The sequence below is a fragment of the Streptomyces sp. NPDC050147 genome (assembly GCF_040660195.1).
In the GTDB taxonomy this organism is placed as follows: Bacteria; Actinomycetota; Actinomycetes; order Streptomycetales; family Streptomycetaceae; genus Streptomyces.
The window spans coordinates 23,352-48,231 of sequence record NZ_JBFALJ010000005.1; the positions used below are offsets into that span (position 1 = coordinate 23,352).

The following is a 24,880-nucleotide window of genomic DNA, read 5'->3' on the forward strand; positions in this document are numbered from 1 at the left end:
GACCTCGCCCGCGCCGGTCACGCCCGCACCGTGGCGCCGCCCGCCGGAGCGCTTCACGCCGACCGCTCGGTGATCCGGTAGCCCGCGCCGGGCACCGTCTCCACCACCGGGGGATCGCCCAGCTTGGTGCGGAGTTTGGAGAGGGTGACGCGGACCGCGTTCGTGCGGTAGCTGGTGTCTTCCTCCCAGACCTGTTCGATCAGGTCGTCACCGCTGACCACCGCCCCCTCGGCCCGCAGCAGCGCCTCCAGGACCGCGAACTCCTTGCGGGAGAGTGCCAGATGGCGGCCGTCGCGGCTCGCCTGGCGGCGGGCCGTGTCCAGGGTGAGGCCCGCGCGCTCGATGACGGGCGGGAGCGCGGGGCGCGTGCGGCGGCCGAGGGCGAGGACGCGGGCGAGGAGCTCGTCGTACGCGAAGGGCTTGGTCAGGTAGTCGTCCGCGCCGAGGCCCAGGCCCGCCACCCGGTCCCGGACCGTCGCCGACGCCGTCAGCATCAGGACGCGCGTGAGCAGCCGCTGCCCCACCACCCTGCGGCACACCTCGTCGCCGTGCAGGCCCGGCAGATCCCGGTCCAGGATGACGACGTCGTACTCACCGAGTTGTAGCTTGCGCAGCGCCGTCAGGCCGTCGGCCGCGACGTCGACCGCGAGCGCGTCGCGGCGCAGCCCGTCGGCGATCATCTCGGCCAGGAATTCCTCGTCCTCCACCAGCAGTACGCGCATGCGGCCCTGTGTACCTGAAGTGCACCTTTCGTCGGTGTAAGCGTCTCCGTTGAGAGAAACGAAACCCTCCTTCCCGCCAGCCTGTGCGCGTCACAGCGACCAGTGAAGTGAAGGGGACGCCATGAGGACTCTGAGGACTCGTACGCGCTCGACCGCCATCGCGACGGGGTTCGCCGCCCTCGCCCTGTTCGCCGGAGCCTGCTCCTCCGGCGGCGGCGAGAGCAGCCAGGACAAGGCCGACGGTGGCAAGGGCAAGCAGGCCGACGCCGCGTTCAAGGAGCGCGAGTGCCTGCGCAAGCACGGCCTCGAGGTGCCCGAGCCCAAGGCCGGCGAGGACAGCCGCGGCATCACCATCGGCGGCGATCTGAGCAAGGAGAAGATGGAGGCCGCCATGAAGGAGTGCGCCGGCAAGAACGGCAGGTCGGGCGGCGGATCGGTCTCGCAGGCCGACAAGGACAAGATGCTGAAGTACGCCCGCTGCATGCGCGAGAACGGCTTCGACATGCCCGACCCGAAGTTCGACGGCGGCGCCATGGAAGCCCAGAAGATGCCCAAGGGCGCCGAGGCGAAGAAGATGGAGAAGGCCGCCGAGGCGTGCAAGGACATCGTCGCGTGAGGCGCCGCACCGCCGTCGTCGCCACCGTCGTGTCCCTGCTGGCGATCACCGGCGGCGGCGTCGCCGTCACCGCCATCGCCGACAACGGCAAGGACGAGTCCGTGAGCCAGGACTCCGGACTCCCGCCCGCCACCGCGCCCGTCGAACGCGGTGACCTCAGCAGCGGAACCCAGACCGACGGCACCCTCGGCTACGCCAAGGAACGCAAGGTCAACGCGGGCACCACCGGAACGTTGACGTGGTCGGCAGGCAGCGGTTCGACCGTCACACGCGACGGGCGCCTGTACGAGGTCAACGGCGTCCCCGTGCGCCTCATGTACGGCACCGAGCCCATGTACCGCACGCTGAGGACCGGTGACGAGGGCAACGACGTACGGCAGCTCGAGGAGAATCTGCAGGCGCTCGGGTACGGTGCCGGGCTGGCCGTGGACGACACGTACACGGCGGGTACCGCCGCCGCCGTCAAACAGTGGCAGAAGGCGCACGACCGGAAGCAGACGGGCCGGGTGGGACCCGATCAGATCGCCTTCTCACCGGGCGGCGTCCGCGTGAAGTCCACCGAGTCGGCCGTCGGCGACCAGGTCGCGCCGGGCAAGCCGGTGCTCAGCACCACCGGGTCAAAGCGGGTCGTACGGTTCCAGCTCGACGTCGCCGAGGGGAAGCTCGCCAAGGTGGGCACCAAGGTCACCGTGGACCTGCCGGACGGCTCGACGGCCAAGGGGAAGGTCGCGTCCGTCGGCAAGACCGCCAAGCCGGGCGACGACCCCGCCGACAAGACCCCCAAGATCCCGGTGACGGTCTCCTTCGACGATCCCGGCAAGGTCGACGGCTTCGACCAGTCCCCGGTGACGGTGAACCTCACCGGTGAAACCCGCGAGGACGTACTCTCCGTCCCCGTCAACGCCCTCCTCGCGCTGCCCGGCGGAGGCTACGGCGTCCAGGTCGTCGAGCACGGCCGCGCCCGCCAGGTGAAGGTCGAGCTCGGCATGTTCGGGCAGGGGCGCGTCGAGGTCACCGGCGGCGGCCTGCGGGACGGAATGAAGGTCGGGGTGCCCAAGATATGAGCGCCGTCGTGGAGTTGGGCGGGGTCACCAAGGAGTACCCGGGCGGGGTCGCCGCCCTGCGCGGGGTAAATCTCAGGGTCGAGGAGGGTGAACTCCTCGCCATCGTCGGCCCCTCCGGGTCCGGCAAGTCGACGCTGCTGCACATCATCGGCACCCTCGACCGCCCCTCGGAGGGCTCGGTGGCGATCGCGGGGCACGACGTCGCGAAGCTCGCCGACCGCAGCCTCTCCGCGCTGCGCGCACGGCACATCGGTTTCGTGTTCCAGGCGTTCCACCTCGTGCCGGGGATCAGCGCACGCGACAACGTGGCGGAGGGGCTCCTGTACTCCGGGCTCTCGCGCTCGGAGCGCCGCGCGCGGGCCGCGGAGGCCCTGGACCGGGTCGGCCTCGCGGACCGTATGAAGCACCGCCCGCACGAACTCTCCGGCGGCCAGAAGCAGCGCGTCGCCATCGCGCGGGCGGTGGTCGGAGCGCCGGACCTGCTCCTGGCCGACGAGCCCACCGGGGCGTTGGACTCGGCCTCCGGCGAGGCGGTGATGGAGCTGCTTCACGAGCTCAACGCGGAGGGCGCCACCATCGCCGTCATCACGCACGACACGGAGATCGCGGAACGGCTGCCGCGCCAGGTGCGGATACGGGACGGGCAGGTGGTGGCGGACGTCCGCGCCACGACGGGTGAGGGGGTGCTCGCCGGATGATCCGTACGAAGAGGACCAGGAACCCACGGTTGAAGGCGGCGCGGCTCGGACCGAGGGACGTCCTCCACGTCGGCTCGGCGGGTCTGCGCAGCCGCCCCGTGCGGGTCGTTCTGTCGGCGCTGGGGATCGCCATCGGGATCGCCACAATGATCGCGGTGGTCGGCATCTCATCCTCCAGCAAGGCGCAACTCATGCGTGAGCTGGACGAGTTGGGCACGAACATGCTGGTGGCCGCCCCTGGGGAGCCGATGTTCTCCGGCGAGAAGGTGGTACTCCCGCGCGACGCCGCGGGCCGGGTCTCCCGGGTGAAGGGCGTACGGGACGTCGGCGCGACCGGCGACCTCGAACGCAGCGTGCGGCGCAGCGAGAAGATCCCCGAGGACGAGACCGGCGGCATCTCCGTCAAGGCGGCGACCGAGGGCCTGCTGAAGGTGCTGCGGGGTGAGATGGGGCACGGCACATGGTTCAACGCGGCCAACAGCCGATACCCGTCGATCGTCCTCGGCCACGTCGCGGCGGACCGTCTCGGCATCACGCGGCCGGGCCGGCAAGTCTGGGTGGACGACCGCTACTTCACGGTCGTCGGCATCCTCGACCCGCTGCCGCTCTCGCCCGACGTGGAGCGCTCGGCCCTGGTGGGCTGGAAGGCGGCGAAGAGCGAACTCGGCTTCGACGGCCGCCCCACCTCGGTGTACGAGCGGTCGACCGATGCCTCGGTGCACGAGGTCAGGAGCCTGCTCGCGGCGTCGATCGACCCGGAGAACCCACGCAACGTCCAGGTCACCGACCCGTCCTCGGCACTCAAGGCGAAGGCGGCGACGGAGGGAGCGTTCTCCACGCTGCTGCTCGGCCTGGGCGGGATCGCGCTGCTGGTGGGAGGAGTCGGCGTAGCCAACACCATGATCATCTCGGTCCTGGAGCGGCGGTACGAGATCGGATTGCGCCGCTCGATGGGCGCGACGAAGGGGCAGATCCGGATTCAGTTCGTGACGGAGTCCCTGATGCTGTCCGGGCTCGGCGGCCTCGCGGGAATCGCCCTGGGCGCGGCGGCGACTGCCGCGTACGCGGTGTCGGGCGGGCTCCCCTGGGTGGTCCCCCTGTGGGCGGTGAGCGGCGGCTTCGGGGCAACGCTGGTGATCGGGACGGTGGCGGGACTGTACCCGGCGGTACGGGCGGCGAGGCTCTCCCCGACCTTGGCGCTGCACGCGGCCTAGCGGGCTGGGCGGACGGGGCTTTGGGCTCCCGGGGCCTGGCGCTGGATGCGGCTTGTCGGTCCGGTGCGGCGCTCTCCTGGACCGCTGGACCGCCGCTTCGCGGCGGATGCTCCCCACCCACCCACCCACCCACCCGTTTGCCCGGCAGCGGATGCTCACCCCCCGGTTTGTCCCGCAACGGGTGATCACCCACCCGATGTACCGCAGGGTAATCGGGTGGGTGGGTGGGAAAGATCCGCCGCGCAGCGGTGGCCTCGAACACCCACCCACCGACCGGCAGAAACGCGGAGACCCTGAACACCCGCCCCCCCCCGCAGGGAAGCGGAGACCCTGAACAACCGCCCGCCCCGTAGGGCAGCCCCCCCGGCAGGAGCCGTGTCGTCAGGGGCTCAGGGCGTGGGCCAGGTCAAGCGCCGCCGCAACCCTCGCCGCCACACTCTCCGCGTACATCGCGTCCGCCCGCTCGAACTGCGTGCGGCTCGCGCCCCGCAGGAACGTCACCACCCCCAGCGTCCGGCCCCGGCTGCGCAGCACCGCGCACAAGGCGTGGACGGCGTCCTCCGGCCACTGCCTGGCCGCCGCCCACTCCCGGGCGCGCTCAGGCGGCGCGGTGCCCGCACTCGCCCGTACGGAACCCACCCGCTCCACGCACTGCGGGGCCGGATGGCCCTCCAGGTAGCGGACGGGCAGCCCCGCCTTGGCCACCGGCAGGCACGGCCCCGGGGCACCGGCAGGCGTGGCGGCGACCCGGATCAGCCGCACCGGCTCGTCGTCGCCCGCCACCAGATCGATCAACGCGTGGTCGGCGAACCCGGCAAGGGCGAAGTCCAGCTGGACCGTCGCCGCCTCCGTCGGGTCCTCGCACTCACCCGCGGCCCTCGCCGCCCGGTGCAACTGCTGCGAGCGGAACCGCAGTTGCGCCGCCTCCTGCTCGGTCTGCTTGGCCTCCGTCACGTCCAGGAAGAGCCAGGCGACCCCCAACGGCACCGGCTCCTCCGCGAGCGGCGACGCCAGCCGCAGAAAGCCGCTGCGCCAACAGCGCCGCTCAGGCTCACCGCTCTCCGTGGCCCGCACGGACACCCACATCTCGGCGGGCGCGGGCGGAGCCCCCTCGGCGAGCACATGGCTCAGCGCGCTCTCCAGCTCCTCCACCCCCTGCCCGAGCAACTCCCCGAGGGGCCGCCCCAGCAACGCCGTACGCCCCATCCCCAGAGCCCGCGCGGCATGTTCGTTCGCCACTGCGGGGCGCAGATCCGCGTCGACGAGCACCACACCCCACGACGCGCTGTCGAACAGCGCCTCGCTCAGCGCGATGGAACGCTCCAGGTCGATCTGCGCGTGGACCTCGCTGAACGCGCAGTACACCCCGGCGGACTTCCCGTCCCCGCCCCGCACGGCGGCGGACTGCGTCCGCACGAGCACCCGCCCGCCGTCCTTCGTCACCAGCGCGAACTCGTGCACCTGGCGCCCGGGCGCCTCCATGGCGGACAGCAGCCGAGCCTCGACCTCTTCGGCGTCGGCCGTCCGCACCGCCCACCCCGCGAACCCCTGCCGCCCGACGGCCTCCGCCGCCGACCACCCGAGAATCCGCTCGGCCTCACGATTCCAGTGCGTCACCACCCCGTCGGCGTCGAACGCGCACAGGGCGGCGTCCATCCCGTCCAGCAATGCCGCGAGCAGTTCGGCCCCACCGGGCTCGGGCTCTTCGGGCCCCAGCTCGTCGGTGGTTCCGCTACGCCGGGAAGCACTCACCTGGCACCCCCTGCAGGCCGTGTCCTCATGAGCTGCATGTTCTGCGAGTTCCGCGTGTACCGCACGTCAGATCATTGAACTCGAACGTGACGCAGCCCACAGGTACTTCCCAGAAGTTGGACGAAATCGTTGCCCCCAAAGCACTGTGCAACGCCCCGCATAAATCGCTTGTGCGACGGACGGGGCGGTTCCTAGGGTGGCACGTACACACGAAGGGAGGTGGTTCGGCAGATGTATGGAAACCGGACGCGTGAGGTGACTGCGGGCTAGTGGCCCGTCGTCGCAACTCGATTTCGGCGCCGGACCAGCACGTGTGATGTGCGTGCGACCGGCCCAATCCCAAGCAGTCACCCGACCCGCGAGCCGCCGGTGAGTCCGGCCGGCTTCCCGCCGTCTCGTACGGCGGGAACCACGGCTCGCGGGTCGTCTGCGTCGTGAGGCGCCCCTCAGCCCTTGCTGACCGCCGTCAGGATCTCCGGCAGCGCGCGCGCCACCCTCGGCGCCGCGAGCCGCAGGCCGCAGTAGGTGATCAGCGCTCCGTAGGCCCCGCCGAGCGGCAGCAGCACCCAGGACCAGGAACTCTCACCCGAGACGTGCAGCCAGATGGTGAAGGCGAGCACCGGGGCGCAGAGCAGGGCCGCGGCGACCATCCCACCGAAGATCGAGATCCAGGCCAGGCCCGCCTGCCCCGGGGCCACGTTCTTGTAGCCCTCCTGCGGGATCGAGTAGGGGAAGCGGGCCGACGACCAGGCCCCGGTCGCCAGCATCGCGCCGAGCAGGGCGAAGGAGAGGCCGAGCCCCTCCGCCAGACCGGTCCAGTCGCCGAGCACGGCCGCCGTGATCACCGTCACCAGCGTCGCGTACGGAAGGGTGATCACGAGGAGGGCCAGGGCGCGGGCACGGATCTCGATGTACGCGTCGTACGTCGACGAGATCGTCATCGCGACCATCCAGAACGCCGAGGTGTCCTGGCCGAACTGGTTGTACATCAGGACGCCTAGCATCCCGGCCGCGAAGCACGCGAAGTAGATGGAGCCGGTCCCTTGCAGGGCGTTGAAGAGCGGCACGATGAGGCCGATGGCCAGGGACGTCACCCAGGCCGCCTTCGTCTTCGGGTCGCGCCACACGTAGCGCAGGCTGCGCTCCATCACCGTGCCGGTGCGTCCGCCGGGCAGCAGGCGCACCAGGCCGTGTGCCGCGCGGGCCTTGGTGGGTTCCGCCGCCGCGAGCGTCGAGCCGTCGGGGGCCGTCATCAGGCGGGTCAGGCTGCGCTGCCAGAGGGCGAGGAGGGTGGCGAGAGCCCCCGCGCTCAGTACGAGTTGGATGATTCCCGTCGCGTACGAGCCCTCGCTCACGGAGCCGACCGCGCCGATCGCCGAGGCGGGCGGGATCCAGCGCACGACGTCCGCCGCCGGGTCGAGCTGCGAGAGCCCCGACGAACCCAGGCGCTGCGCCCCGAAGTTGACGACCTGCGCCCCGACCGCGATGAGCAGGCCGCTCAGAACGGCCAGATCGCGCCCCTTGCGGCTGGTCAGCAGCCGGATGTTGGCGGCGGCGACGGTGCGCGCGAGGGCCACGCAGATCAGCAGGGTGAGGGCGATGGCCAGGACGCCGGTGACGGCCGCTGCCGCGCCGTGCGCGAGGGCGATGACCGAGCCGAGCGCGAGGCAGAGGGTGAACAGCGGGCCGATGCCGACCAGGGACGCGACGAGGAGCGCGCGCACCAGCGGACGGGGACGCAGCGGCAGCATCACCAGGCGGGTGGGGTCGAGGGTCTCGTCGCCGCTGGGGAAGAACAGCGGCATCACCGCCCAGCCGAGCGCGAGCACCGCGGTGAGCAGGACGGAGACGGTGGCGGCGTGTTCGTTGCCGCGCAGGGCGATCAGGCCGAGGAGCTGGAGGGCGGCGACGAGGAGCGCCGCGACGACGGACGCGACGTAGGCGGCGCGGCGGCCGGTCGACTGGTGCAGTCCGTTGCGCAGGAGCGCGAGCTTCAGGCGTACGAAGACCGGAGTGATGGACGCGGAGGGCGCGGGCGCGGCTGTCGCGGGCGCCCTCACCGGGTGCCGCCGCCCAGCCAGTCGAGGTGCGAGCCGGTGTCGCGGCCTCCCGCGCCGACCAGTTCGAGGAACGCCTGCTGGAGCGAGGGCGAGTCGCCGCGGACCTCGGCGAGGGTGCCCTGGGCGCGGATGCGTCCCGCGGCCATCACGGCGACCCAGTCGCAGAGCGATTCGACGAGTTCCATGACGTGGGAGGAGAAGACGACCGTCGCCCCGGAGGCGGTGTAGCGCTCCAGGACGCCGCGGATGGTCTGCGCGGAGACCGGGTCGACGCCTTCGAAGGGCTCGTCGAGGAAGAGGACTTCGGGGTTGTGGAGCAGGGCCGCGGCGAGCCCGATCTTCTTGCGCATGCCCGTCGAGTAGTCGACCACTAGTTTGTGCTGGGCGCCCGCGAGATCGAGCACGTCGAGGAGTTGGGTGGCTCTCTTGTCGACCTCGTCGCCGGGAAGCCCGCGGAGTCGTCCGGTGTACGCGAGGAGTTCGCGCCCCGAGAGGCGCTCGAAGAGGCGCAGCCCTTCGGGGAGGACGCCGATGCGGGCCTTGACCTGGACGGGGTCGGTCCAGACGTCGTGGCCGACGACCTGCACCGTGCCCCGGTCCGGCCGCAGAAGCCCGGTGACCATGGACAGGGTGGTGGTCTTGCCGGCGCCGTTCGGCCCGACAAGGCCGATGAACTTGCCCGCGGGCAGCGTGAGATCGATCCCGGCGACGGCGATCTGTTGGCCGAAGGCCTTCCACAGCCCTTGCACCCGTACCGCTGCCGGTACTTCTCCGCTCACCGTGTCCGCCCTTCGTCGCCGTTGCCGCACGATACGACGGCCAGGGGCCAGAACGCCGGACGGGCTTGGACATCCAGCCCGTCCGGCGTCCGTGCTCCGGTGATGCGCCTACCGCCGCGCCTCGCGCCCGCACGCGTACGCCAGCGGCGAGATGATCTCCTCCGCGTCGGGGAGCCAGCGGTTCGCCGCGGTGGGGCGGCAGGCCCACTGCACGGCGCCGCTCGCACCGAACCGGGTGGGCGGCGCGGCGACGTACGCGCCCTCGCCCAGCGAGACCAGGTCGATCGCGGAGGGCGGCCAGCCCAGCTTGCGTACCAGGTCAGGGACCTTCGCGGTGGCGCCCGGCAGGACGAAGAACTGCATCCGGCGATCGGGTGTGCAGGTCACGGGGCCGAGCGTCAGCTCCATCCGCTCCATGCGGGCGAGCGCGAGGAACCCGGCCGTCTCCGGCACGTCGATCGCGTCGAACGTACGGCCCGTCGGCAGCAGGATCGACGACTGCGGCTGCTTGGACCACAGCCGCCTGGCGCCGGTCGCGCTGCCCGTCGCCTGCGTGGCCCAGTCCTCGCGCGCCGGGTGCGAGCCGGGTGTCGCGCACGCGGTGTCACCGCACGAGCAGATTTCGGCCCCCTCGACGGACTCGAGCCATGTCCCGGGGAAGACGTCCCAGTGGCGCTCTTCCGCGTATCGCACGGCCGTGTCCAGCAAGGATTCTCCGCGCTGCTTCGGGATGCGCGCGGCTGACGTGACTCCCATGGTCTCTTCCACGGACTTCTCAACTCCGCCCGACACCTACGGTTACGGCTGGCGCGTGCGCGGGGGCGGAGCATCGATCCTGCATGTGGGGCGCATGGGTGCACGGGCGGGGGCGCGCATGGGCAATGGGTTCCATGTGCGGGTAGCCAAGGCTGGGGCACTCCGAAGAAGCCCGGTTACCGACTTATCGTCCGTTTGTGGTGCATCTTCCGTTTGTCCCAAGGGCATTGATCATCTGGGGTGGCCGATTCCGGCCCCTCCGTCCAGATGAACCACGGTGCACATCAGGGGGTACGCCATGGCCGCAAGGCCGCTCGTCGCGCGGCAGCCCAACGAAAGGCTGCAGGCACTCATTCAGGAAGCGGGTTGCTCGAACGCGGGCCTGGCCCGCCGGGTCAACATGTGCGGCGCGGAGCACGGTCTCGATCTGCGCTACGACAAGACGTCGGTCGCCCGGTGGCTGCGCGGTCAGCAGCCGCGCGGCAGGGCGCCCGGCATCATCGCGGAGGCACTGGGCCGCAAGCTGGGCCGGACGGTCACGATCGACGAGATCGGCATGGCGAACGGCAAGAATCTCGCCTCCGGCGTCGGCCTGCAGTTCTCGCCCACCGTGCTCGGCGCCATCGAGCAGGTATGCGAGCTGTGGCGCAGCGACGTGGGGCGGCGGGACTTCCTGTCCGGCTCGTCCGTCGCCGCTTCCGCGCTCGTCGAGCCGAGCCGGGACTGGCTGATCTCGTCCCCGGACGCGCAGGTCGGCCGGATGGCCGGGCCGCGGGTCGGGCTCTGTGACGTGGCCGCGGTGCGGGCCATGACGGAGGCGCTGACGCAACTGGACCACCAGTACGGCAGCGGGCATGTGCGGCCGGTCGTCGTGCACTACCTGAACAGCGTGGTGTCGGGACTGCTCGCTGGTTCGTACCGCGAGGCGGTGGGACGCGAACTGTTCTCCGCCGTAGCGCGGTTGACGGAACTCGCCGGCTACATGGCGGTGGACACGGGCCAACCGGGCCTGGCCCAGCGGTACTACATCCAGGCGCTGCGGCTCGCTCAAGCCGCGGGCGACCGGGGATACGGCGGCTATGTCCTGGCCGCGTCCATGAGCCATCTCGCGGCCCAGCTCGGCAATCCGCGGGAGATCGCGCAGTTGGCGCGGGCGGCCCAGGAGGGGACGCGCGGGCGGGTCACTCCGCGCGCGGAGGCCATGTTCTACGCCGCCGAGGCGAGGGGGCACGCGCTGCTCGGGGACGGGCGTTCGACCCAGGCCGTCGCGGGCCGTGCGGTCGAGGCGATGGATCGGGCGTCCGGGGAAGCGGACTCGGGCGACGACCCGGTGTGGATCCAGCACTTCGACCACGCGTATCTGGCCGATGAACTGGCTCATTGTCACCGTGACTTGGGTCAGGCGGACGCGGCGGCGCGCAGTGCCGAGGAGTCCCTCGCGGGGCATCCGGAGACACGGGCGCGGCGACGGGCGATCGGCCTCGTCCTGCTCGCCACGGCGCAGGTGCAGAGCCGGGACGTCGAGCAGGCGTGCCACACGGGTCTGAAGGCGGTCGAACTGCTCGGCACGCTGCGGTCGAACCGCGGCGCCGAGTATCTGGAGGACTTCCAGCAGCGGCTCGGTCCGTACCGCGAGGAGCCGGTGGTAAGGGAGTTCGGGGCGCGGATGGACCTCCAGGCGGCGTGAAGGAGCGCGGGTTCGGGTGCGTGAAGGGTTTGTGATGTGTGTCGCGCACCGGTGAACGCGGCCCGTCCCCGCCCTTTCCGCACCATGAACAGCCAACTCCCGTACGTGGCCGGTCCTGCCCGGTGACGTAATCAGCGTTTCACGGAGAGCTTTTGTTACTTCCGCGATTGATGCGGCCTCGGAGGTTTGAGCTGCGTGGCAGACGGCTGTGGCGACCCGGTAGCGTGAGCCGACGGTTCCGTAGGTCCCCCATTCGTAGGAGTCCCGGTGACGCAGCAGAGCGGGCAGGGCGCCGCTTCCTCCGATCCGCATTCCGCGGACCGGCACGCGCACGAAGGCATCGTGCTGCCTGCCGACGGAAGCGAGCCCTTGATGCCCGGCACCACCGGCGACCAGGTGGCCCCCGCGGGCGGCAGCCCCTGGGGCCAGCCGTGGGGCCCGGCCCCGGCCGACCCGCCGCCCGGCTCGGACCAGGCGTGGGACTCCGCCGCCGGCCCGCAGCAGTCGTACGGCGCGGGCACCCCGCTGCCCCCCGAGGGCGCGCAGCACCAGGACCACGCGCAGGGCGCTTCGTACGGGGGCCCGCCCACGGACGGCACGTACGGGGGCCAGCAGCCGGCCGGCGCGTACGGCGGCCAGCTCCCGGGCGACGCGTACGGCGGCCGGCCGCAGAGTGACGCATACGGCCGACAGGCTCCGAACGCCGCTTACGGGGGCCAGCCGCAGGGTGCTCCTTACGGGGCGCCACAGAACGCGGACGCACCGTACACGGGGCAGCCGCAGGGCGGTCAGCACGCGGGCCCCGCTCACGGTGGGCAGCACGCGGGCACGCACGCGGGGCAGCCCGCCGCCGACGTGCCCTACACCGGGCCGGGGGGTGGGGCGCACGCGGGCCGGCCCGCAGCCGGCGCGCATGCGAGACCCGCGGCGGGCGGCACCCACGCGGGCCAGCCCGCCGACGCCTCGTACCCCGGACAGTCCGCCGACGCCTCGTACCCCGGCCAGCCGGGACAGCCGCTTCCGGCGGCGGGGCAGGCCGGGCAAGCGGGTCAGGCCGGGCTGCCCGGGCAGCTTCCGGCCGCCATTCAGGGCGAGCAGACGCCGCCCGCCGCACAGTCCGGCCAGCTTCCCCCGAGCGGCTCCGGTGCTGCCGGTGTGCCCTTGCCGCCCGTCGCCGGAGGCCTCGCGCCGCTGCCGCCCGTCGCCGCGGGTGACGCGGACGCCACGCAGTACATACCCGCGACGCCCGCCGCAGGCGCAGGTACCGACGAAAGCGCCACGCAGTACATACCCGCGACGCCCGCCGCAGGCGCAGGCGCCGACGAAGGCGCCACGCAGTACATACCCCCCGTCGCCCCCGGCGCCCTGCCGCCCGAGGCGCCCGCGGGGGAGGCCACGCAGTTTCTGGGGCGCGGGCCCATGCCCGGTGCGCCCATGCCACCGGCTGCCGGTTCCGACAGCGAGCCCACGCAGTACATCCCGCCCGTGCCCGCCGAGCCCGGCAAGGCACCCTTCGGGATACGGCCCGGCGCCCCGGGCGACCGGCAGCCGCCCGCCGAGTTCGACAGCCTCTTCCGCACCGAGCAGCCGGAATCCGAAGGCCCCGCGTCGACCCAGCAGATGCCCCGCTTCGAGCCGCCGCAGCCCGCGGGCCACGGCCAGGGCGACGGCGGCGGTCGCGCCGCGCGCCGCGCCGCGGCCGCTGCCCCCGCGTCGCGCGGAGGGGGCCGCACCGGGTCGAAGGTGCCGCTCTTCGCGGCCGTCGGTGTCGCCATCGCGCTGGTCGGCGTCGGGGCGGGTGCTCTCCTCAGCGGCGGCGGTGACGAGGAGAAGGACAGCCCGCAGACCGTCTCCGAGTCCGCGCCCGCCGAGAAACCGTCGCCTTCCGTCGACCCCGCCAAGGAGCAGGCCGTCGCCCTGGACAAGCTCCTGGCCGACAGCAACAACAGCCGTGACTCGGTGATCGCCGCCGTACGCAACGTGGGAAAGTGCGCCGACCTCGCCCAGTCGGCCACCGATCTGCGTAACGCGGCCAAGCAGCGCAACGGCCTGGTCACGCGCCTCTCGGGGCTCTCGGTGGACAAGCTTCCGGCCAACGCCCAGCTGACCGCCTCCCTCACCAAGGCGTGGAAGGCGTCCGCGGCGGCCGACAACCACTACGCCGCGTGGGCGGGCCAGGTCGCGGGCAAGAAGGGCTGCAAGAAGGGCCACGCCCGTACGACGCCGCAGGCGGTCGCCGGGAACAAGTCGAGCGGCGAGGCGACCACGGCCAAGCAGGAAGCGGCCGGGCTGTGGAACACCATCGCCAAGCGGTACGGGCTCACCACCCGCGACAAGTCCCAGCTCTAGGGCGGCGGGGCAGCGGGGGCCCGGGGCAGCGGGTCCCCGGGGGCCCCGTGCGGGTCATTCCACCCGCTCCAGAGTCTTCGAGACGTTCACGAAGCCCTTGCGGGCAGGCACCAGGCGGCCGTCGCGCACCATCTGGAACGTGACGTCCGCGTTGACCAGGCGCGGGAAGTCGCTCGCCGCGAGCATGTCCTTGAAGCGCCAGCTCAGGGTGGGCGTGAGCCCGCCCGTCTCCACCTTGAGCCCCTTGTCGAGCGCCCGCCGCAGCGTCCGCGCCGAGACCTCGCCGCCGTCGAGCGACTCGACGGTCTGCTTCAGGACGGTGTAGGCGATCCACGTCGTCTGCACGCCCGCGTCCGTCGGGTCGACCCGGTTGTCGCCGAAGGCCTGCTGCCGGATGACCTCGCGCATCTCGTCCCAGCGCGCGTCGCTCGCGGCGGGGTACCAGCCGGTGAGGTAGGCGCCTTCGTACGGTCCCTTGCCGCCGCCCGTGCGGTCGACGAGGGACTGGTCGACGCTGCCGAGCACGGAGGAGATCTTCGCGGTCGGATACGCGTCCTCGGTGCGCCGGTAGGAGTCGTAGAACGTGTCCGTGCGCTCCCCGAGGGCCGCCGTCACACAGCCGCCGGTGCCCGCGCGCTCCAGCGCCTGCTCGGCCTGTGCCGTGAAGTCGGTGCCGTCCTCGGGCGCCCGGATGTCGAAGGAGGGCTTGTGGCGGCCCTCGGTGAGGCCCGCGTCCAGGAGCCCCGGCAGGTCGTCACCGGCGATCGTGTCGGGGCGTACGAGGGAGACACGCTCGCAGCGGTCGGCGAGCTGGCGGCCGTTGCCCGCCATGAGCGCCGGTTCGCCGCCGTTGACGGGGTACGACAGGGGGCTGCTGAACTCCTCGTCGGTGACGCCGTACCCGCCGATGTAGGGGATGCCGGCGACTTCGAGGGGGGAGAGGAAGGACCGGCCGTGCTGGCTGTACGAGCCGACGACGGCCGCCACCTCCTTGTCGACCGCCTCGCGGGCGCAGTCGGCTGCGCCCACCGGGTCGTTGTGGTCGTTGCAGGTGATGACCTTGAGCTCACGGCCGTCGAGGCCGCCGTTCGCGTTGACCCAGCGCGCGTAGGCCTGCGCCATCGCCGGGATGCCCGGCTTGTTGCTCGCCCTGGTCTTCTCGGGGGCCCAGGTCATGACGGTCACGGGGTCCTCCCTGGATCCCCCCGTGGAACCAGGGACGACCCCGCACGCGGTGGTCAGGGACGCACCCGCCGCCACCAGGGCGGCCGCGGTGAGCGCTGCGGTCTTGGAGGGGCGGGGGAACAAGGTGCGTCGTGAGACGGGCATGGTCCTGCACGATTCCGTCGCAGCGCCAACCATGGAGTGACGCGTTCTCAACGCATGGTGACAAGAAGGTGAATGGCAGGGGCCGGTTCGGCCGCACCGAAGGGGAACGTACGATCGATGACCGTGCAAGGTTCGGAGAACTCTTCCCGTCGTGGCCGTCGCTCAAGCACCATGGGCGGCATGCCAACCAACGACATGCCGTGGTGGCGGTGGCGCAGCAATGTGCGCTCGGCCCTTCACATGCTCTCCGACCCGGGGTTCCAGCGTGAGTGCTGGCTCGCGGGGCGCGAGGAGTACGGGGACGTGACCGACGCCGTGTACCGCCTGGTCGAGGACACGTGGCTCGACAACTGGTCCGCCGAGAAGTACGTCGGGACGATCTTCCGTGACGCGGAGGAGGCCGCCCTGGTCGACGCGGCGGTGCTCAGGGTCCTGCGGATCATGCACGAGGTGGGACCCGACGCGTTGGTCTCCGCCTATCTGAATCACCCGGGGTGGCCGGAGGCGGTCCGTGCCGCGCGGGAGGCGCATGTGCGGCTCGCCGCGAGTGACGGGGACAACCCCGACGAGGCCCCTCGGACCCTTGAGGTGCTGCGGATCATGACGCGGTCGGCGAGCTAGACACTCGCCGTCCGGGGCGTGGACCGTGGTCCCGTGGAGCGCCCCGGTTGTGGGAACCTTGGGCGCATGAACGAGAAGGTCCCCGCCCCCGCTGAGCAGTACGTCCTCACCCTCTCCTGCCCGGACAAGCAGGGCATCGTGCACGCCGTGTCGAGTTATCTCTTCATGACCGGCTGCAACATCGAGGACAGCCAGCAGTTCGGTGACCACGACACCGGGCTCTTCTTCATGCGCGTCCACTTCTCGGCGGAGCCGCCGGTGACGGTGGAGAAGCTGCGGGCGAGCTTCGCGGCGATCGGTGACTCCTTCCACATGGACTGGCAGGTGCACCGCGCCGACGACAAGATGCGCGTCGTCCTGCTCGTGTCGAAGTTCGGGCACTGTCTGAACGACCTGCTGTTCCGCTCGCGCATCGGCGCGCTCCCGGTCGAGATCGCCGCGGTCGTCTCGAACCACACGGACTTCGCCGAACTCGTCGCCTCGTACGACCTTCCCTTCCACCACATCCCGGTGACCAAGGACAACAAGGCGCAGGCCGAGGCGCAGATCCTGGAGCTGGTGCGCGCCGAGAAGGTGGAGCTCGTCGTCCTCGCCCGCTACATGCAGGTGCTCTCGGACGACCTCTGCAAGCAGCTCAGCGGCCGGATCATCAACATCCACCACTCCTTCCTGCCGAGCTTCAAGGGCGCGAAGCCGTACCACCAGGCGCACGCGCGCGGTGTGAAGCTGATCGGCGCGACCGCGCACTATGTGACGGCGGACCTCGACGAGGGGCCGATCATCGAGCAGGAGGTCGAGCGGGTCAGCCACGACGTCACGCCGAACCAGCTGGTCGCCATCGGCCGGGACGTGGAGTGCCAGGCGCTCGCGCGGGCCGTGAAGTGGCATGCCGAGCGCAGGATCCTGCTGAACGGCCACCGGACGGTCGTCTTCACCTGAGGCGGGCCCGCGGGGTCAGCTCACATCCGGCTCAGTGACGCCGCCGCGAACAGCACGTCCCTGATCGCCTGGCCGTCCCCGACCTGCCCCGCTGCCGCCTCCTGCGGCGAGACGTGGCCCGCAGCCAGGCGGCAGAACTCGACGCCGTCCAGGGCGACATGGGCCACCTCACGGTCCGCCGAGGCGCTGGCGCCGGGGGAGTCGAGGGGAATGAACCACTCCCCGCCGCCCAAGCCCTCGACCTCCAGGCGCAGGCTGCGGCCCGGGGCGCCCGCCGCCACCAGGCCGTGCGCCGGGGCGGCGAGCCCCGAGCGGCGGCGCTCGGCGAGCGTGCCGGGGAGCAGCCGGGCGGCGAGGTCGATCATGCGGTGCAGATGGCGCGGGGACGGCGGCTCGTACGGATAGTCCACCGCCTCCGCGATGTCGCCCGCGTGGATCCAGCACTCGAAGGCGCGGTCCAGCATCGAGTCCCGCAGCGGCAGTTCGACGCGGCGGCCCTGGTCGTCAGGGGCGCTGTAGGGGACGGCGAGGCCGCCGGAGCCGGAGCCGTGCGGGCCGCCCGCGGTGAAGGACACCGTGCGGATCAGCTCGTGGGACTGCTCGCGCCAGGGGCCGCGCACCGCGCGCGTGGGCGGGAAGTACGAGGCGCGCCAGTACGCCTCGGTGCGGTGGCCGGGGTCGGACCGCAGCGGTGTCTCCCTGCCCAGCGGGTCGTCGAGGCCGAGGGCCAGCGCGACCAGGCCGTCGACGGCGAGGAGGTGGGCGATCACGCCGGCCACCGTCGTCTTGCGGCTGGCCGGACGGTCCTCGTCGAACCATCGCAGGCGCACCGGAGCGTGCCACTCCGAGTCACCGATGTCCCGCAGGAGCGCGTCGAGCCGCGCGGTCTCGGCGTCGTACGGAATGGCCCACTCGGGCACCGGGATACGGGGCGGACGCCGCCCGAGGCAGTTCTCGATGACGCGGTTGCGCAGGCCCGGGTCGAGGTCGAGGCTCTCCTCCTGGTGCAGCAGGCCCACGGCGTCGCGCAGCCGCAGGGCCTCTTCCGCGCAGGGGCCGCAGTGCCCGAGGTGTTCCTCGACGGCGATGGCTTCGTCGACGGAGCACGCGGCGAGCGCCCAGGCGCCGAGCAGGGACTTCAGGACGCGGTGGTCGAGGGCGAGAGGGGGCGCCTCCCAGGCTTTCGGCTCTGGGGGAGGGCCGGGCAAGGGGTCGCCCGTGTCCTCTATGGACGCGCGGGGCAGCGGTATGCGAGGCGGCCGCCGGGCGTCCCCGCCACCGGCACCGTCCGCGCCGTCGGGGCCATCGGAGCCTCCCGCGCCGTCGCCGCTCTCCGGGACGTCCGGTTCCTCGAACGGGTCCTGCCGGTCGGGCCCCTTCACAGCGCTCTCCCGTAACCGGGACGCGTCCGCGGTGAGGGGTGCGGTTCCGCGGGTCCCGCCGCGTCGTTGGCGGTGGAGAGAAGCTGCAGGCCCAGGCGGAGACGGCGGCGCGCCTCGTCCTCCGTCACGCCGAGGTCGGCCGCGGTCTGGCGGTAGTCGCGCCGCTGGAAGTAGGCGAGCTCCAGTGCGGCGCGCAACGGGGCGGGCATGGCCGTGACGATGTAGTCCGCGCGGGCGGCGGCCGAGGCGCGGCGGACCTTGCGCTCCAGGTCCTCCGCGGTGCCCGCACCACCGCGGGCCAGGGCGGCGGACTCGGTCTGGCGAAGCCGCCGGACGGCCCGCTGGTGGGTGAGCGTGGCGACCCAGGAGCGCAGGGGGCCCTGCTTGGGGTCGTACGCGTCGGGGTTCTCCCAGATGTGGGCGAAGACCTCGCGGGTGATCCGGTCGGCGGCGTCCTCGTCACCGAGCACGCGGTGGGCGAGGCCGTGCACGAGCGAGGCGAAGTGGTCGTACAGCTCGCCGAGGGCGGCCGCCTCCCCGTGCGCCAGTCGCTGCTGCATGCGGCGGTCCCAGCGACGCGGCGCGTCCTTCGCCATGCGGCCCCCTCTGCGCCTGCCGTTCCTCGCTCGTCCCGATTCCCTCCGTCGAATGTAGTCGCCACCACCGACAACGCACTCCCTTTGAGGCAAAGTGCGCGTGCGCCGGGCCTCGGGTGATAGGGAGCGGTGTCTCTGGTGTTTCATGGGGAAGAGCTGGGGCAGCCGCGACGTAGGAAGCGTAGGGAAGGCTTCCGCATCGGCGAGCTACGGGCGAGCGGTATCAGCGAGCGAGAGGCGTGCGAGTGACGCTGCAGGTGGCCGTGGACGAGCAGGACGGCTGGGCCGTGCTGCGGGTGTCCGGCGAGATGGACCTCGTGACCTCGCCCGTCGTGCGCCAGCGCGTGCACGACGCCGTGGCCGACGGCCGGCACAGCCTCGTCCTCGACCTCTCGGACGTCCTCTTCTGCGACTCCAGCGGCGTCGGCGTGCTCATAGCCACGCGCCGCCTGTTCCGCTCCTGCCAGGGCCGCCTGCGCCTGATACTGCCCGCGCAGGGCGCCGAGGACGGCTCCCACGTGAACCGCGTCCTGGCGGCCCTCGGCGTACGCCGCCTCTTCGAGGTCTTCCCGGACGTGGCGGCAGCGGTCGACGACGAGGCGATCCCCCTCTCCGCGTGACACCGCCCCGGGCGGACCCGAAAGATCACCAAGGACGGGCTCCTGGTAAACCTCTCTTGTCCCGGTCTTGGCACAAGCGTCGGCTTCCGGCCTCCGGGGGGTCGCCGAACACGTACGCTCGCTGCCAGACAGACCCAGGGGACCCCCTGTGCACACGCACCCAACCGCAGAAGTGAGGCGGCCCGAACACCATGGACAGTGCCGAGTACGAGCGTAAGATCGCGGCCCGTTTCGCCAGCTTTGACCAGGACGGCAACGGCTACATCTCCCGTGAGGACTTCAGCACGGCGACCGCCGCCCTGCTCAGCGAGTTCGGCGCCACGGCACGCTCCGAGAAGGGGCAGGCCCTGTACATCGGGGCCGAAGCCTTCTGGCAGGGCATGGCCGGGATCGCCGACCGTGACGGTGACCAGCGGATCACCAAGCCGGAGTTCGTGGGCGGCGCCGTCAAGCGCCTGCGGGACAACTCGGACCGGTTCGCCGAGATCGCGCGGCCGTTCCTGGACGCCGTGATCTCGGTCGCGGACGGCGACGGTGACGGATCGCTCAGCCCGCAGGAGGTCGAGCGCGTCCTGAGGGCCCTCGGCGTCCCGGCGGACGTCGCGAGCGCCGCGAGCGGCTCGCTCGACACCGACGGGGACGGGCGGGTGACGGAGGAGGAGATCGTCGCGGCGTTCTCGGCCTACTTCACCGTTCCTGAGTGAGTCGTTCTCAGGTCAGCCGCGCGTGAACCTCTCCCGCAGCTTGTACTTGAGCACCTTGCGCAGCGCCTCGTTGCGAGGAAGGGCCTCCACCACCTCCAGTTGCTCCGGCAGCTTGTACGTGGAGAGTCCTTCCCCGCGCAGATACGCGGTCAGGGACTGAAGCGTCAGCTCGTCGGCGGTGTCGTGAGCCCCCGGCCGCAGTTCGATCACCGCGCAGACCCGCTCGCCCCGTTCGGGGTCCGGGAGGCCGATCACCGCCGCGTCCCCCACGGCCGGATGCCGGTGGAGCAGATCCTCGATCTCCTTCGCGGAGATGTTCTCGCCCTTGCGGATGATGATGTCCTTGGCCCGGCCGGTGAGCACCAGGTGACCGGTGGGGCGCAGGTGGCCCAGGTCGCCCGTGATCAGGAAACCGTCCGCGTCGAAGGCCCCCGCGCTCTGGGCGTGGGGGCCTGGGGGTGTACCCCCGGCAGGACGAGTCACGTACCCCTGGCAGACCGCCTCCCCGCGCAGCCGCACCTCCCCGTCGACCCCGGCGGGCACCTCCTTGCCCTCGGCGTCCGTGATCCGGATCTCCATGCCCTCGGGGGGCCTGCCCTCCGTCGTCGCGAGGTTCTCCGCGGTGTCGTCCGGCGTACCCATGGTGATCATCGGCACCTCGGTCATGCCGTAGCCGTGGGTCAGTTGGCAGCCCATCTCCCGTACGACCGCGTGATAGATCTCCGGCGGCTTCGGCGCACCGCCGCCCGCGAGGAGGCGCAGGGTGGGGATGAGCTTCTCGCCCGGCGCCAGCCTCCGCTGCTCGGCGAGGAACATCGAGTAGAACGCGGTCGAACCGCCCGCCACCGTCACGCCGTGCCGCCGGTAGCCGTCGAGCGCGTCCGGCAGCGCGAACTGCTCGAACATGACCGCCGGGAAGCCGTACAGCAGGAGCATCACCGTGTAGTCGGGGCCCGCTATGTGCGCGAAGGGGAACGCCATCGAGCCGACGTCGTCCGCCGACAGGTGCAGCGCGTGCGCCAGGCACGAGCCGCCCGCGATCAGTGAACGATCCGTGTGCAGGACGCCCTTGGGGTCGGACGTCGTGCCCGACGTCCAGTAGATCCAGCGTACGGACGTGCCGTCCGCGGGCGGCGGGGGAAGGGTGGCCGGGTCGCCGTCGGGCAGGTCCTCGTACGCGTACGCCTCGAAGACGCCCCGTGCGCCGAGCCGGCGCGCCATCTCCGTGTGGTCGAAGCCGCGCCACACCCCCGGCACGGCGAAGAACTCCGCCCCGGACGCCCTGAGCGCGAAGCCGACTTCGCGGTCTCGGTAGAAGGGGATGACCGGTGACTGGACCGCGCCGATGCGGGCGAGCGCGAAGGAGAGCAGGGCGGTCTCGATGCGCGTGGGCAGCTGCCAGGCCACGACGGTTCCGGGGCGCACGCCCATGCCGTGGAGCCCCGCGGCCACCCGTTCGGCCCGGTCGCGCAGTTCGCCGAAGGTCAGCGTCCGGTCGTCGGCGGCGTCGGCCGCGGCCTGGACGAGGACGGGGGCGTCGGGGGTGAGCCGGGCGCGGCGCTCGACGAGCTCCCAGAGGGTGCGGGACGCCCCCAGCGCGTACGCGGTCTCGTTCTCCGAGGTCCTCATGCGATCCCCTCCTGGCGGGCCCTGAACTGACGGGGAGTCAGATCGTGCCGAGAGCGTAAGCCTCACCGCCTTGTCGGTCCAGGGGTGCGCGGTTAGCCTGCCTTCTGACGTTCCATCTGACGCGCCATCAGATATGCCGGAGGGCCAGTGGATCTCACATACACAGCGGAGGAGGAGTCCTTCCGGGCGGGACTGCGTGAATGGCTGGCCCGGACGCTGCCGCAACTCCCGCCGCGCCCGGACCCGTTGGACTGGCCGGGGCGTCGCGCGTACGACATGGGATGGCAGCGCAGGCTGTACGACGCCGGGTACGCGGGCCTGCACTGGCCCGTCGACGCGGGCGGCCGTGGGGCGACTCCGACCCAGCACCTGATCTTCCTGGAGGAGACGGAGAAGGCGGGCGCACCCTACGTGGGGGCGAACTTCGTGGGCCTCCTGCACGCGGGCCCCACCATCGCCTCCGAAGGGACGCCCGAGCAGCGGGCCCGGTGGCTGCCGCCCGTACTGCGCGGCGACGAGGTGTGGTGCCAGGGGTTCAGCGAACCCGAAGCGGGCTCCGACCTCGCGTCGCTGCGCACGCGCGCGTGGCGGGACGGCGACGACTACGTGGTGAGCGGCTCCAAGGTCTGGACCTCGCACGCGGAGGTCGCCGACTGGTGCGAGCTCCTCGTGCGCACGACACCGGTCAGCGAGGACGTGCCCAAGCACCGCGGCATCTCCTGGCTGGCGATGCCGATGGACGCCCCCGGCATCACGGTCCGTCCCCTGCGCACGCTCGCGGGATCGACCGAGTTCGCCGAGGTGTTCCTCGACGAGGTGCGGGTGCCGGTCGCCAACCGGGTCGGCGCGGAGAACGACGGCTGGCGCGTGACGATGGTGACGCTGTCGTACGAGCGGGGCACGGCCTTCGTGGGGGAGGTCGTCGCCTGCCGCCGGGTCCTCGGCGAGCTGGCCCGCGAGGCCCGCAAGAGCGGCCGCTGGGACGACGCGGTCCTACGGCGCAGGCTCGGCAGGCTCAGCGCGGAGTTCGGGGCGCTGTGGCGGCTCACGCAGTGGAACGTCAGCGAGTCGCAGCGGGCCCAGGCCGGGGTGCCGGGCATCGGCGGGTCCGTCTTCAAGCTGCGCTACTCGCACGCGCGCCAGGAACTGTACGAGGCCGCGGGTGAGGTCCTTGGGCCCGGCGCGCTCGACCTGGGCCACGAGTGGACCCTGGACCGGCTCTCCTCCCTCTCGTACACGATCGCCGCCGGGACCTCGCAGATCCAGCAGAACATCGTGGCCGAGCGGATACTCGGCCTCCCGAAGGGACGGTGAGGTCCGCGTGGACTTTCAACTCACACAGGACCAGCGGGCGTTGCGGGCCGGGGTGCGCGAGCTCCTGGAGGGGCGGTTCGGCGGGGCCGCGCTGCGGGCGGCAGCGGACCGTGGAACCCCCTCGCTCGACCGCGCTCTGTGGCGGGAGCTCGGGGACGCCGGGTTCTTCTCGCTGCGGGTGCCCGAGGAGGCGGGCGGGGTCGGACTCGGTCTTCCGGAAGCCGTGTTGGCCTTCGAGGAGGCGGGGCGAGCACTGCTCCCCGGGCCGCTGGTGGCCACGTTCCTCGCGGCGCCCGACGTCACGGGAGCGGCCCAGGGCGCGACCGTGGTGACGGCCGTGTCAGGCGGGCTCGTCCCGTGGCTGGACGAGGCGGACGTCGTCCACGGGGACGCCTCCGGGGCCCTGCCGCTGCGATCGGTCGACCCGCTGACACCGCTGCACCGGGTGCGTGATGACGGCGGGCGTGGAAGCGGAACGGCCTCGGAGGCGGACCTGCTGCTCGCCGCGGAACAGCTCGGCAGCGCGGGCAAGACCTGCGAGATGGCGGTCCGCCATGCCCGGGAACGTACCCAATTCGGCCGTTCCATCGGATCCTTCCAAGCCGTCAAGCACCTCTGCGCACAGATGCTCGTGCGCGCCGAGGTCGCCCGCGCCGCCGTGTACGCAGCGTCCGTCACCGGTGACGCGGCGGAGATCGCGGCGGCCAAGCTGCTCGCCGACGAGGCGGCGGTGCGGGGCGCGCGCGACTGCCTCCAGGTGCACGGCGGGATGGGCTTCACCTGGGAGGCCGACGTGCACCTGCATCTCAAGCGGGCCTGGGTGCGGGCAGGGCTCGGGCGATCGGCGGCCCGGGCGGAGGAGGAGCTGGCGGCGGCGCTGTGAGCCCCGGTGGGCGCGCAGAGTGATCGACTTGTCAAGTCCGCGAAGTGGGGGGAGGCTACTGAGCGTCGATATCGGGTTGTGTCCTATGCGTGACTCGTCACGGCATGGAGTCGGGCGTCGGCTCCGGTACCTTGTGTCAGATGCGAGTGGTTCTGAGGTCGAGCCATGCCGGTGTTGCCACTGAGGCGGCGCCGGACCCGGCAATGCTTGCCGCTCGCAGTGCAGGAAGGGGCTTCATGCCCGCCTGTTCGACACCCCGCGGCGCGCGTCGCACAGTATGCAGCACGCGTACTCCTTCACGCTGGAATATGCCTGAAGCGCTTGTTGGGGTGACTGAACGTCAACCATGCTGTCTCTCAAGGGGATCACGTTCCGTGACCCCGTGGAGTCGCGAGGCGATGTGTCCGCCGGTTCGGATGGTGTGAGCGGTGCAGGTGCTTCAAGTTCAGCTGGAGGTCAGGCCCGACCCCACAGAGGTGGGACGGGCTCGAAGGTGGGCCCGGTCGCGGCTCGCCGGTTCCGGGATAGGGGTCGACGAGCCACTGGCCGAGACGCTGATCCTGCTGATCTCGGAGCTGGTGACCAACGCGGTGGTGCACACGGGCTGTCCGGCCGTGCTGCGCATGCGGCTCCCGGACGTCCCGGATGCGCCCGAGGAGGCCGCGGAGGCGGGTCCGGGCACGGTCAGGGTCGAGGTCGCCGATGCCAGCGCGCGTCCGCCGAAACAGCGGCACGCCGGTGACGACGCGACCAACGGCCGGGGCCTGGAACTCGTCGACGGCCTCGCCGACCGCTGGGGCTGGCAGGCCGAAGGTGCGGGAAAGAGCATCTGGTGCGAGGTGGACAGGTGCGAGCCCGGGGTCGCGGCGGTCGCGTTCGACGGGACGACCTACGAAGACGTCGCGTACGAGGCGGTCTGAGCCCCGGAGAAGCCGCGTACGAGGCGGTCTGAGCCCCGCGAGGCGGCCCCGGGCGCCTGCATGCGCCGTCGCGTGCCACGGTGCGCGGCCGTGCGCGGCCGGTACAAAAGCGGCATAATTCATCAATCAGTGGACGGGTGTTGACGTACCGTGTCCGATTGATCACGCTTATGTGCAGCGATTCGCCGCGAGGGGACGTCGAGGGACGGTGGTCTGTGACCCGGTCCTCGGCGAGACGTGAGTCGC

At 71.9% G+C, this 24,880-nt stretch carries 22 protein-coding genes; 13 read left to right on the top strand and 9 right to left on the bottom strand.

Annotation, left to right across the window (positions count from 1 at the left end):
* Window positions 1–53: 53 nt before the first annotated feature.
* Entirely contained in the window at window positions 54–722 is a 669-nt protein-coding gene (locus tag AB0I94_RS10355) for a response regulator transcription factor (protein ID WP_363309059.1), read from the bottom strand.
* A gap of 121 nt (window positions 723–843) precedes the next feature.
* Between AB0I94_RS10355 and AB0I94_RS10360 the strand changes: the two genes are divergently transcribed.
* From AB0I94_RS10360 to AB0I94_RS10375, 4 genes are read left to right on the top strand one after another with little or no spacing between them, the layout of a single operon-like run.
* Window positions 844–1,338 carry a hypothetical protein gene (locus tag AB0I94_RS10360; protein WP_363309060.1) on the top strand — a complete coding sequence of 165 codons (495 nt, stop codon included), beginning with the start codon at window positions 844–846 and terminating at the stop codon, window positions 1,336–1,338.
* Window positions 1,335–2,402 (top strand): peptidoglycan-binding protein, encoded by a 1,068-nt coding sequence (locus AB0I94_RS10365; RefSeq protein WP_363309061.1) that lies wholly within the window; start codon window positions 1,335–1,337, stop codon window positions 2,400–2,402. Before AB0I94_RS10360 ends, AB0I94_RS10365 begins: the two co-directional genes overlap by 4 nt.
* Window positions 2,399–3,100, top strand: coding sequence for an ABC transporter ATP-binding protein (locus AB0I94_RS10370; RefSeq protein ID WP_363309063.1), 702 nt, complete (start codon window positions 2,399–2,401; stop codon window positions 3,098–3,100). The genes AB0I94_RS10365 and AB0I94_RS10370 overlap by 4 nt, the downstream gene beginning before the upstream one ends.
* Window positions 3,097–4,314: an ABC transporter permease gene (locus AB0I94_RS10375; RefSeq protein WP_363309064.1), complete on the top strand. Its 1,218-nt coding sequence runs from the start codon at window positions 3,097–3,099 to the stop codon at window positions 4,312–4,314. The genes AB0I94_RS10370 and AB0I94_RS10375 overlap by 4 nt, the downstream gene beginning before the upstream one ends.
* A gap of 381 nt (window positions 4,315–4,695) precedes the next feature.
* On the opposite strand, the gene AB0I94_RS10380 is transcribed toward AB0I94_RS10375, so the two are convergent.
* The 4 genes from AB0I94_RS10380 to AB0I94_RS10395 form a co-directional block, all read right to left on the bottom strand.
* Window positions 4,696–6,066 carry a PAS domain-containing protein gene (locus AB0I94_RS10380; RefSeq protein WP_363309065.1) on the bottom strand — a complete coding sequence of 457 codons (1,371 nt, stop codon included), beginning with the start codon at window positions 6,064–6,066 and terminating at the stop codon, window positions 4,696–4,698.
* A gap of 446 nt (window positions 6,067–6,512) precedes the next feature.
* On the bottom strand, window positions 6,513–8,126 hold the full coding sequence (locus AB0I94_RS10385) for a transporter (RefSeq protein ID WP_363309066.1): 1,614 nt from the start codon (window positions 8,124–8,126) through the stop codon (window positions 6,513–6,515).
* Entirely contained in the window at window positions 8,123–8,905 is a 783-nt protein-coding gene (locus tag AB0I94_RS10390) for an ABC transporter ATP-binding protein (protein ID WP_363309067.1), read from the bottom strand. The genes AB0I94_RS10385 and AB0I94_RS10390 overlap by 4 nt, the downstream gene beginning before the upstream one ends.
* A 108-nt stretch (window positions 8,906–9,013) precedes the next feature.
* Window positions 9,014–9,661 carry a bifunctional DNA primase/polymerase gene (locus tag AB0I94_RS10395; RefSeq protein ID WP_363309068.1) on the bottom strand — a complete coding sequence of 216 codons (648 nt, stop codon included), beginning with the start codon at window positions 9,659–9,661 and terminating at the stop codon, window positions 9,014–9,016.
* Between the two features lie 298 nt (window positions 9,662–9,959).
* Between AB0I94_RS10395 and AB0I94_RS10400 the strand changes: the two genes are divergently transcribed.
* Window positions 9,960–11,348 (top strand): transcriptional regulator, encoded by a 1,389-nt coding sequence (locus tag AB0I94_RS10400; RefSeq protein WP_363309069.1) that lies wholly within the window; start codon window positions 9,960–9,962, stop codon window positions 11,346–11,348.
* A gap of 372 nt (window positions 11,349–11,720) precedes the next feature.
* Window positions 11,721–13,697 (top strand): hypothetical protein, encoded by a 1,977-nt coding sequence (locus tag AB0I94_RS10405; RefSeq protein WP_363309318.1) that lies wholly within the window; start codon window positions 11,721–11,723, stop codon window positions 13,695–13,697.
* Between the two features lie 54 nt (window positions 13,698–13,751).
* Here the strand turns inward: AB0I94_RS10405 and AB0I94_RS10410 are convergent, their stop codons facing one another.
* Entirely contained in the window at window positions 13,752–15,026 is a 1,275-nt protein-coding gene (locus AB0I94_RS10410; protein ID WP_363309070.1) for an ABC transporter substrate-binding protein, read from the bottom strand.
* A gap of 117 nt (window positions 15,027–15,143) precedes the next feature.
* Between AB0I94_RS10410 and AB0I94_RS10415 the strand changes: the two genes are divergently transcribed.
* Window positions 15,144–15,647: a hypothetical protein gene (locus AB0I94_RS10415; protein WP_363309071.1), complete on the top strand. Its 504-nt coding sequence runs from the start codon at window positions 15,144–15,146 to the stop codon at window positions 15,645–15,647.
* Between the two features lie 66 nt (window positions 15,648–15,713).
* A complete protein-coding gene (purU, locus tag AB0I94_RS10420; protein WP_363309072.1) occupies window positions 15,714–16,586 on the top strand; it encodes a formyltetrahydrofolate deformylase in 873 nt (290 codons plus the stop codon).
* Between the two features lie 20 nt (window positions 16,587–16,606).
* Here purU and AB0I94_RS10425 read toward each other — a convergent pair whose 3' ends face one another.
* Both AB0I94_RS10425 and AB0I94_RS10430 read right to left on the bottom strand, forming a co-directional pair.
* Window positions 16,607–17,968, bottom strand: coding sequence for an MDMPI N domain containing protein (locus tag AB0I94_RS10425; protein WP_363309074.1), 1,362 nt, complete (start codon window positions 17,966–17,968; stop codon window positions 16,607–16,609).
* On the bottom strand, window positions 17,965–18,564 hold the full coding sequence (locus tag AB0I94_RS10430; protein ID WP_363309075.1) for a sigma-70 family RNA polymerase sigma factor: 600 nt from the start codon (window positions 18,562–18,564) through the stop codon (window positions 17,965–17,967). Before AB0I94_RS10430 ends, AB0I94_RS10425 begins: the two co-directional genes overlap by 4 nt.
* Window positions 18,565–18,809: 245 nt before the next feature.
* Here AB0I94_RS10430 and AB0I94_RS10435 point away from each other — a divergent pair, with 245 nt between their 5' ends.
* Together AB0I94_RS10435 and AB0I94_RS10440 are read left to right on the top strand one after the other, a co-directional pair.
* The gene (locus AB0I94_RS10435; RefSeq protein WP_363309076.1) at window positions 18,810–19,184 is read left to right on the top strand and encodes an STAS domain-containing protein; all 375 of its coding nucleotides are present in this window, start codon (window positions 18,810–18,812) and stop codon (window positions 19,182–19,184) included.
* A gap of 191 nt (window positions 19,185–19,375) precedes the next feature.
* Window positions 19,376–19,888, top strand: a complete 513-nt coding sequence (locus AB0I94_RS10440; protein WP_363309077.1) for an EF-hand domain-containing protein — start codon at window positions 19,376–19,378, stop codon at window positions 19,886–19,888.
* Between the two features lie 12 nt (window positions 19,889–19,900).
* Here the strand turns inward: AB0I94_RS10440 and AB0I94_RS10445 are convergent, their stop codons facing one another.
* Window positions 19,901–21,517 (bottom strand): AMP-binding protein, encoded by a 1,617-nt coding sequence (locus AB0I94_RS10445; protein WP_363309078.1) that lies wholly within the window; start codon window positions 21,515–21,517, stop codon window positions 19,901–19,903.
* A gap of 147 nt (window positions 21,518–21,664) precedes the next feature.
* Here AB0I94_RS10445 and AB0I94_RS10450 point away from each other — a divergent pair, with 147 nt between their 5' ends.
* The 3 genes from AB0I94_RS10450 (at window position 21,665) to AB0I94_RS10460 (ending at window position 24,634) form a co-directional block, all read left to right on the top strand.
* Window positions 21,665–22,831, top strand: coding sequence for an acyl-CoA dehydrogenase (locus tag AB0I94_RS10450; protein ID WP_363309079.1), 1,167 nt, complete (start codon window positions 21,665–21,667; stop codon window positions 22,829–22,831).
* A gap of 7 nt (window positions 22,832–22,838) precedes the next feature.
* Window positions 22,839–23,714 carry an acyl-CoA dehydrogenase family protein gene (locus tag AB0I94_RS10455; protein ID WP_363309080.1) on the top strand — a complete coding sequence of 292 codons (876 nt, stop codon included), beginning with the start codon at window positions 22,839–22,841 and terminating at the stop codon, window positions 23,712–23,714.
* Window positions 23,715–24,142: 428 nt separating this feature from the next.
* Window positions 24,143–24,634, top strand: coding sequence for an ATP-binding protein (locus tag AB0I94_RS10460; protein WP_363309081.1), 492 nt, complete (start codon window positions 24,143–24,145; stop codon window positions 24,632–24,634).
* Window positions 24,635–24,880 lie beyond the last annotated feature (246 nt).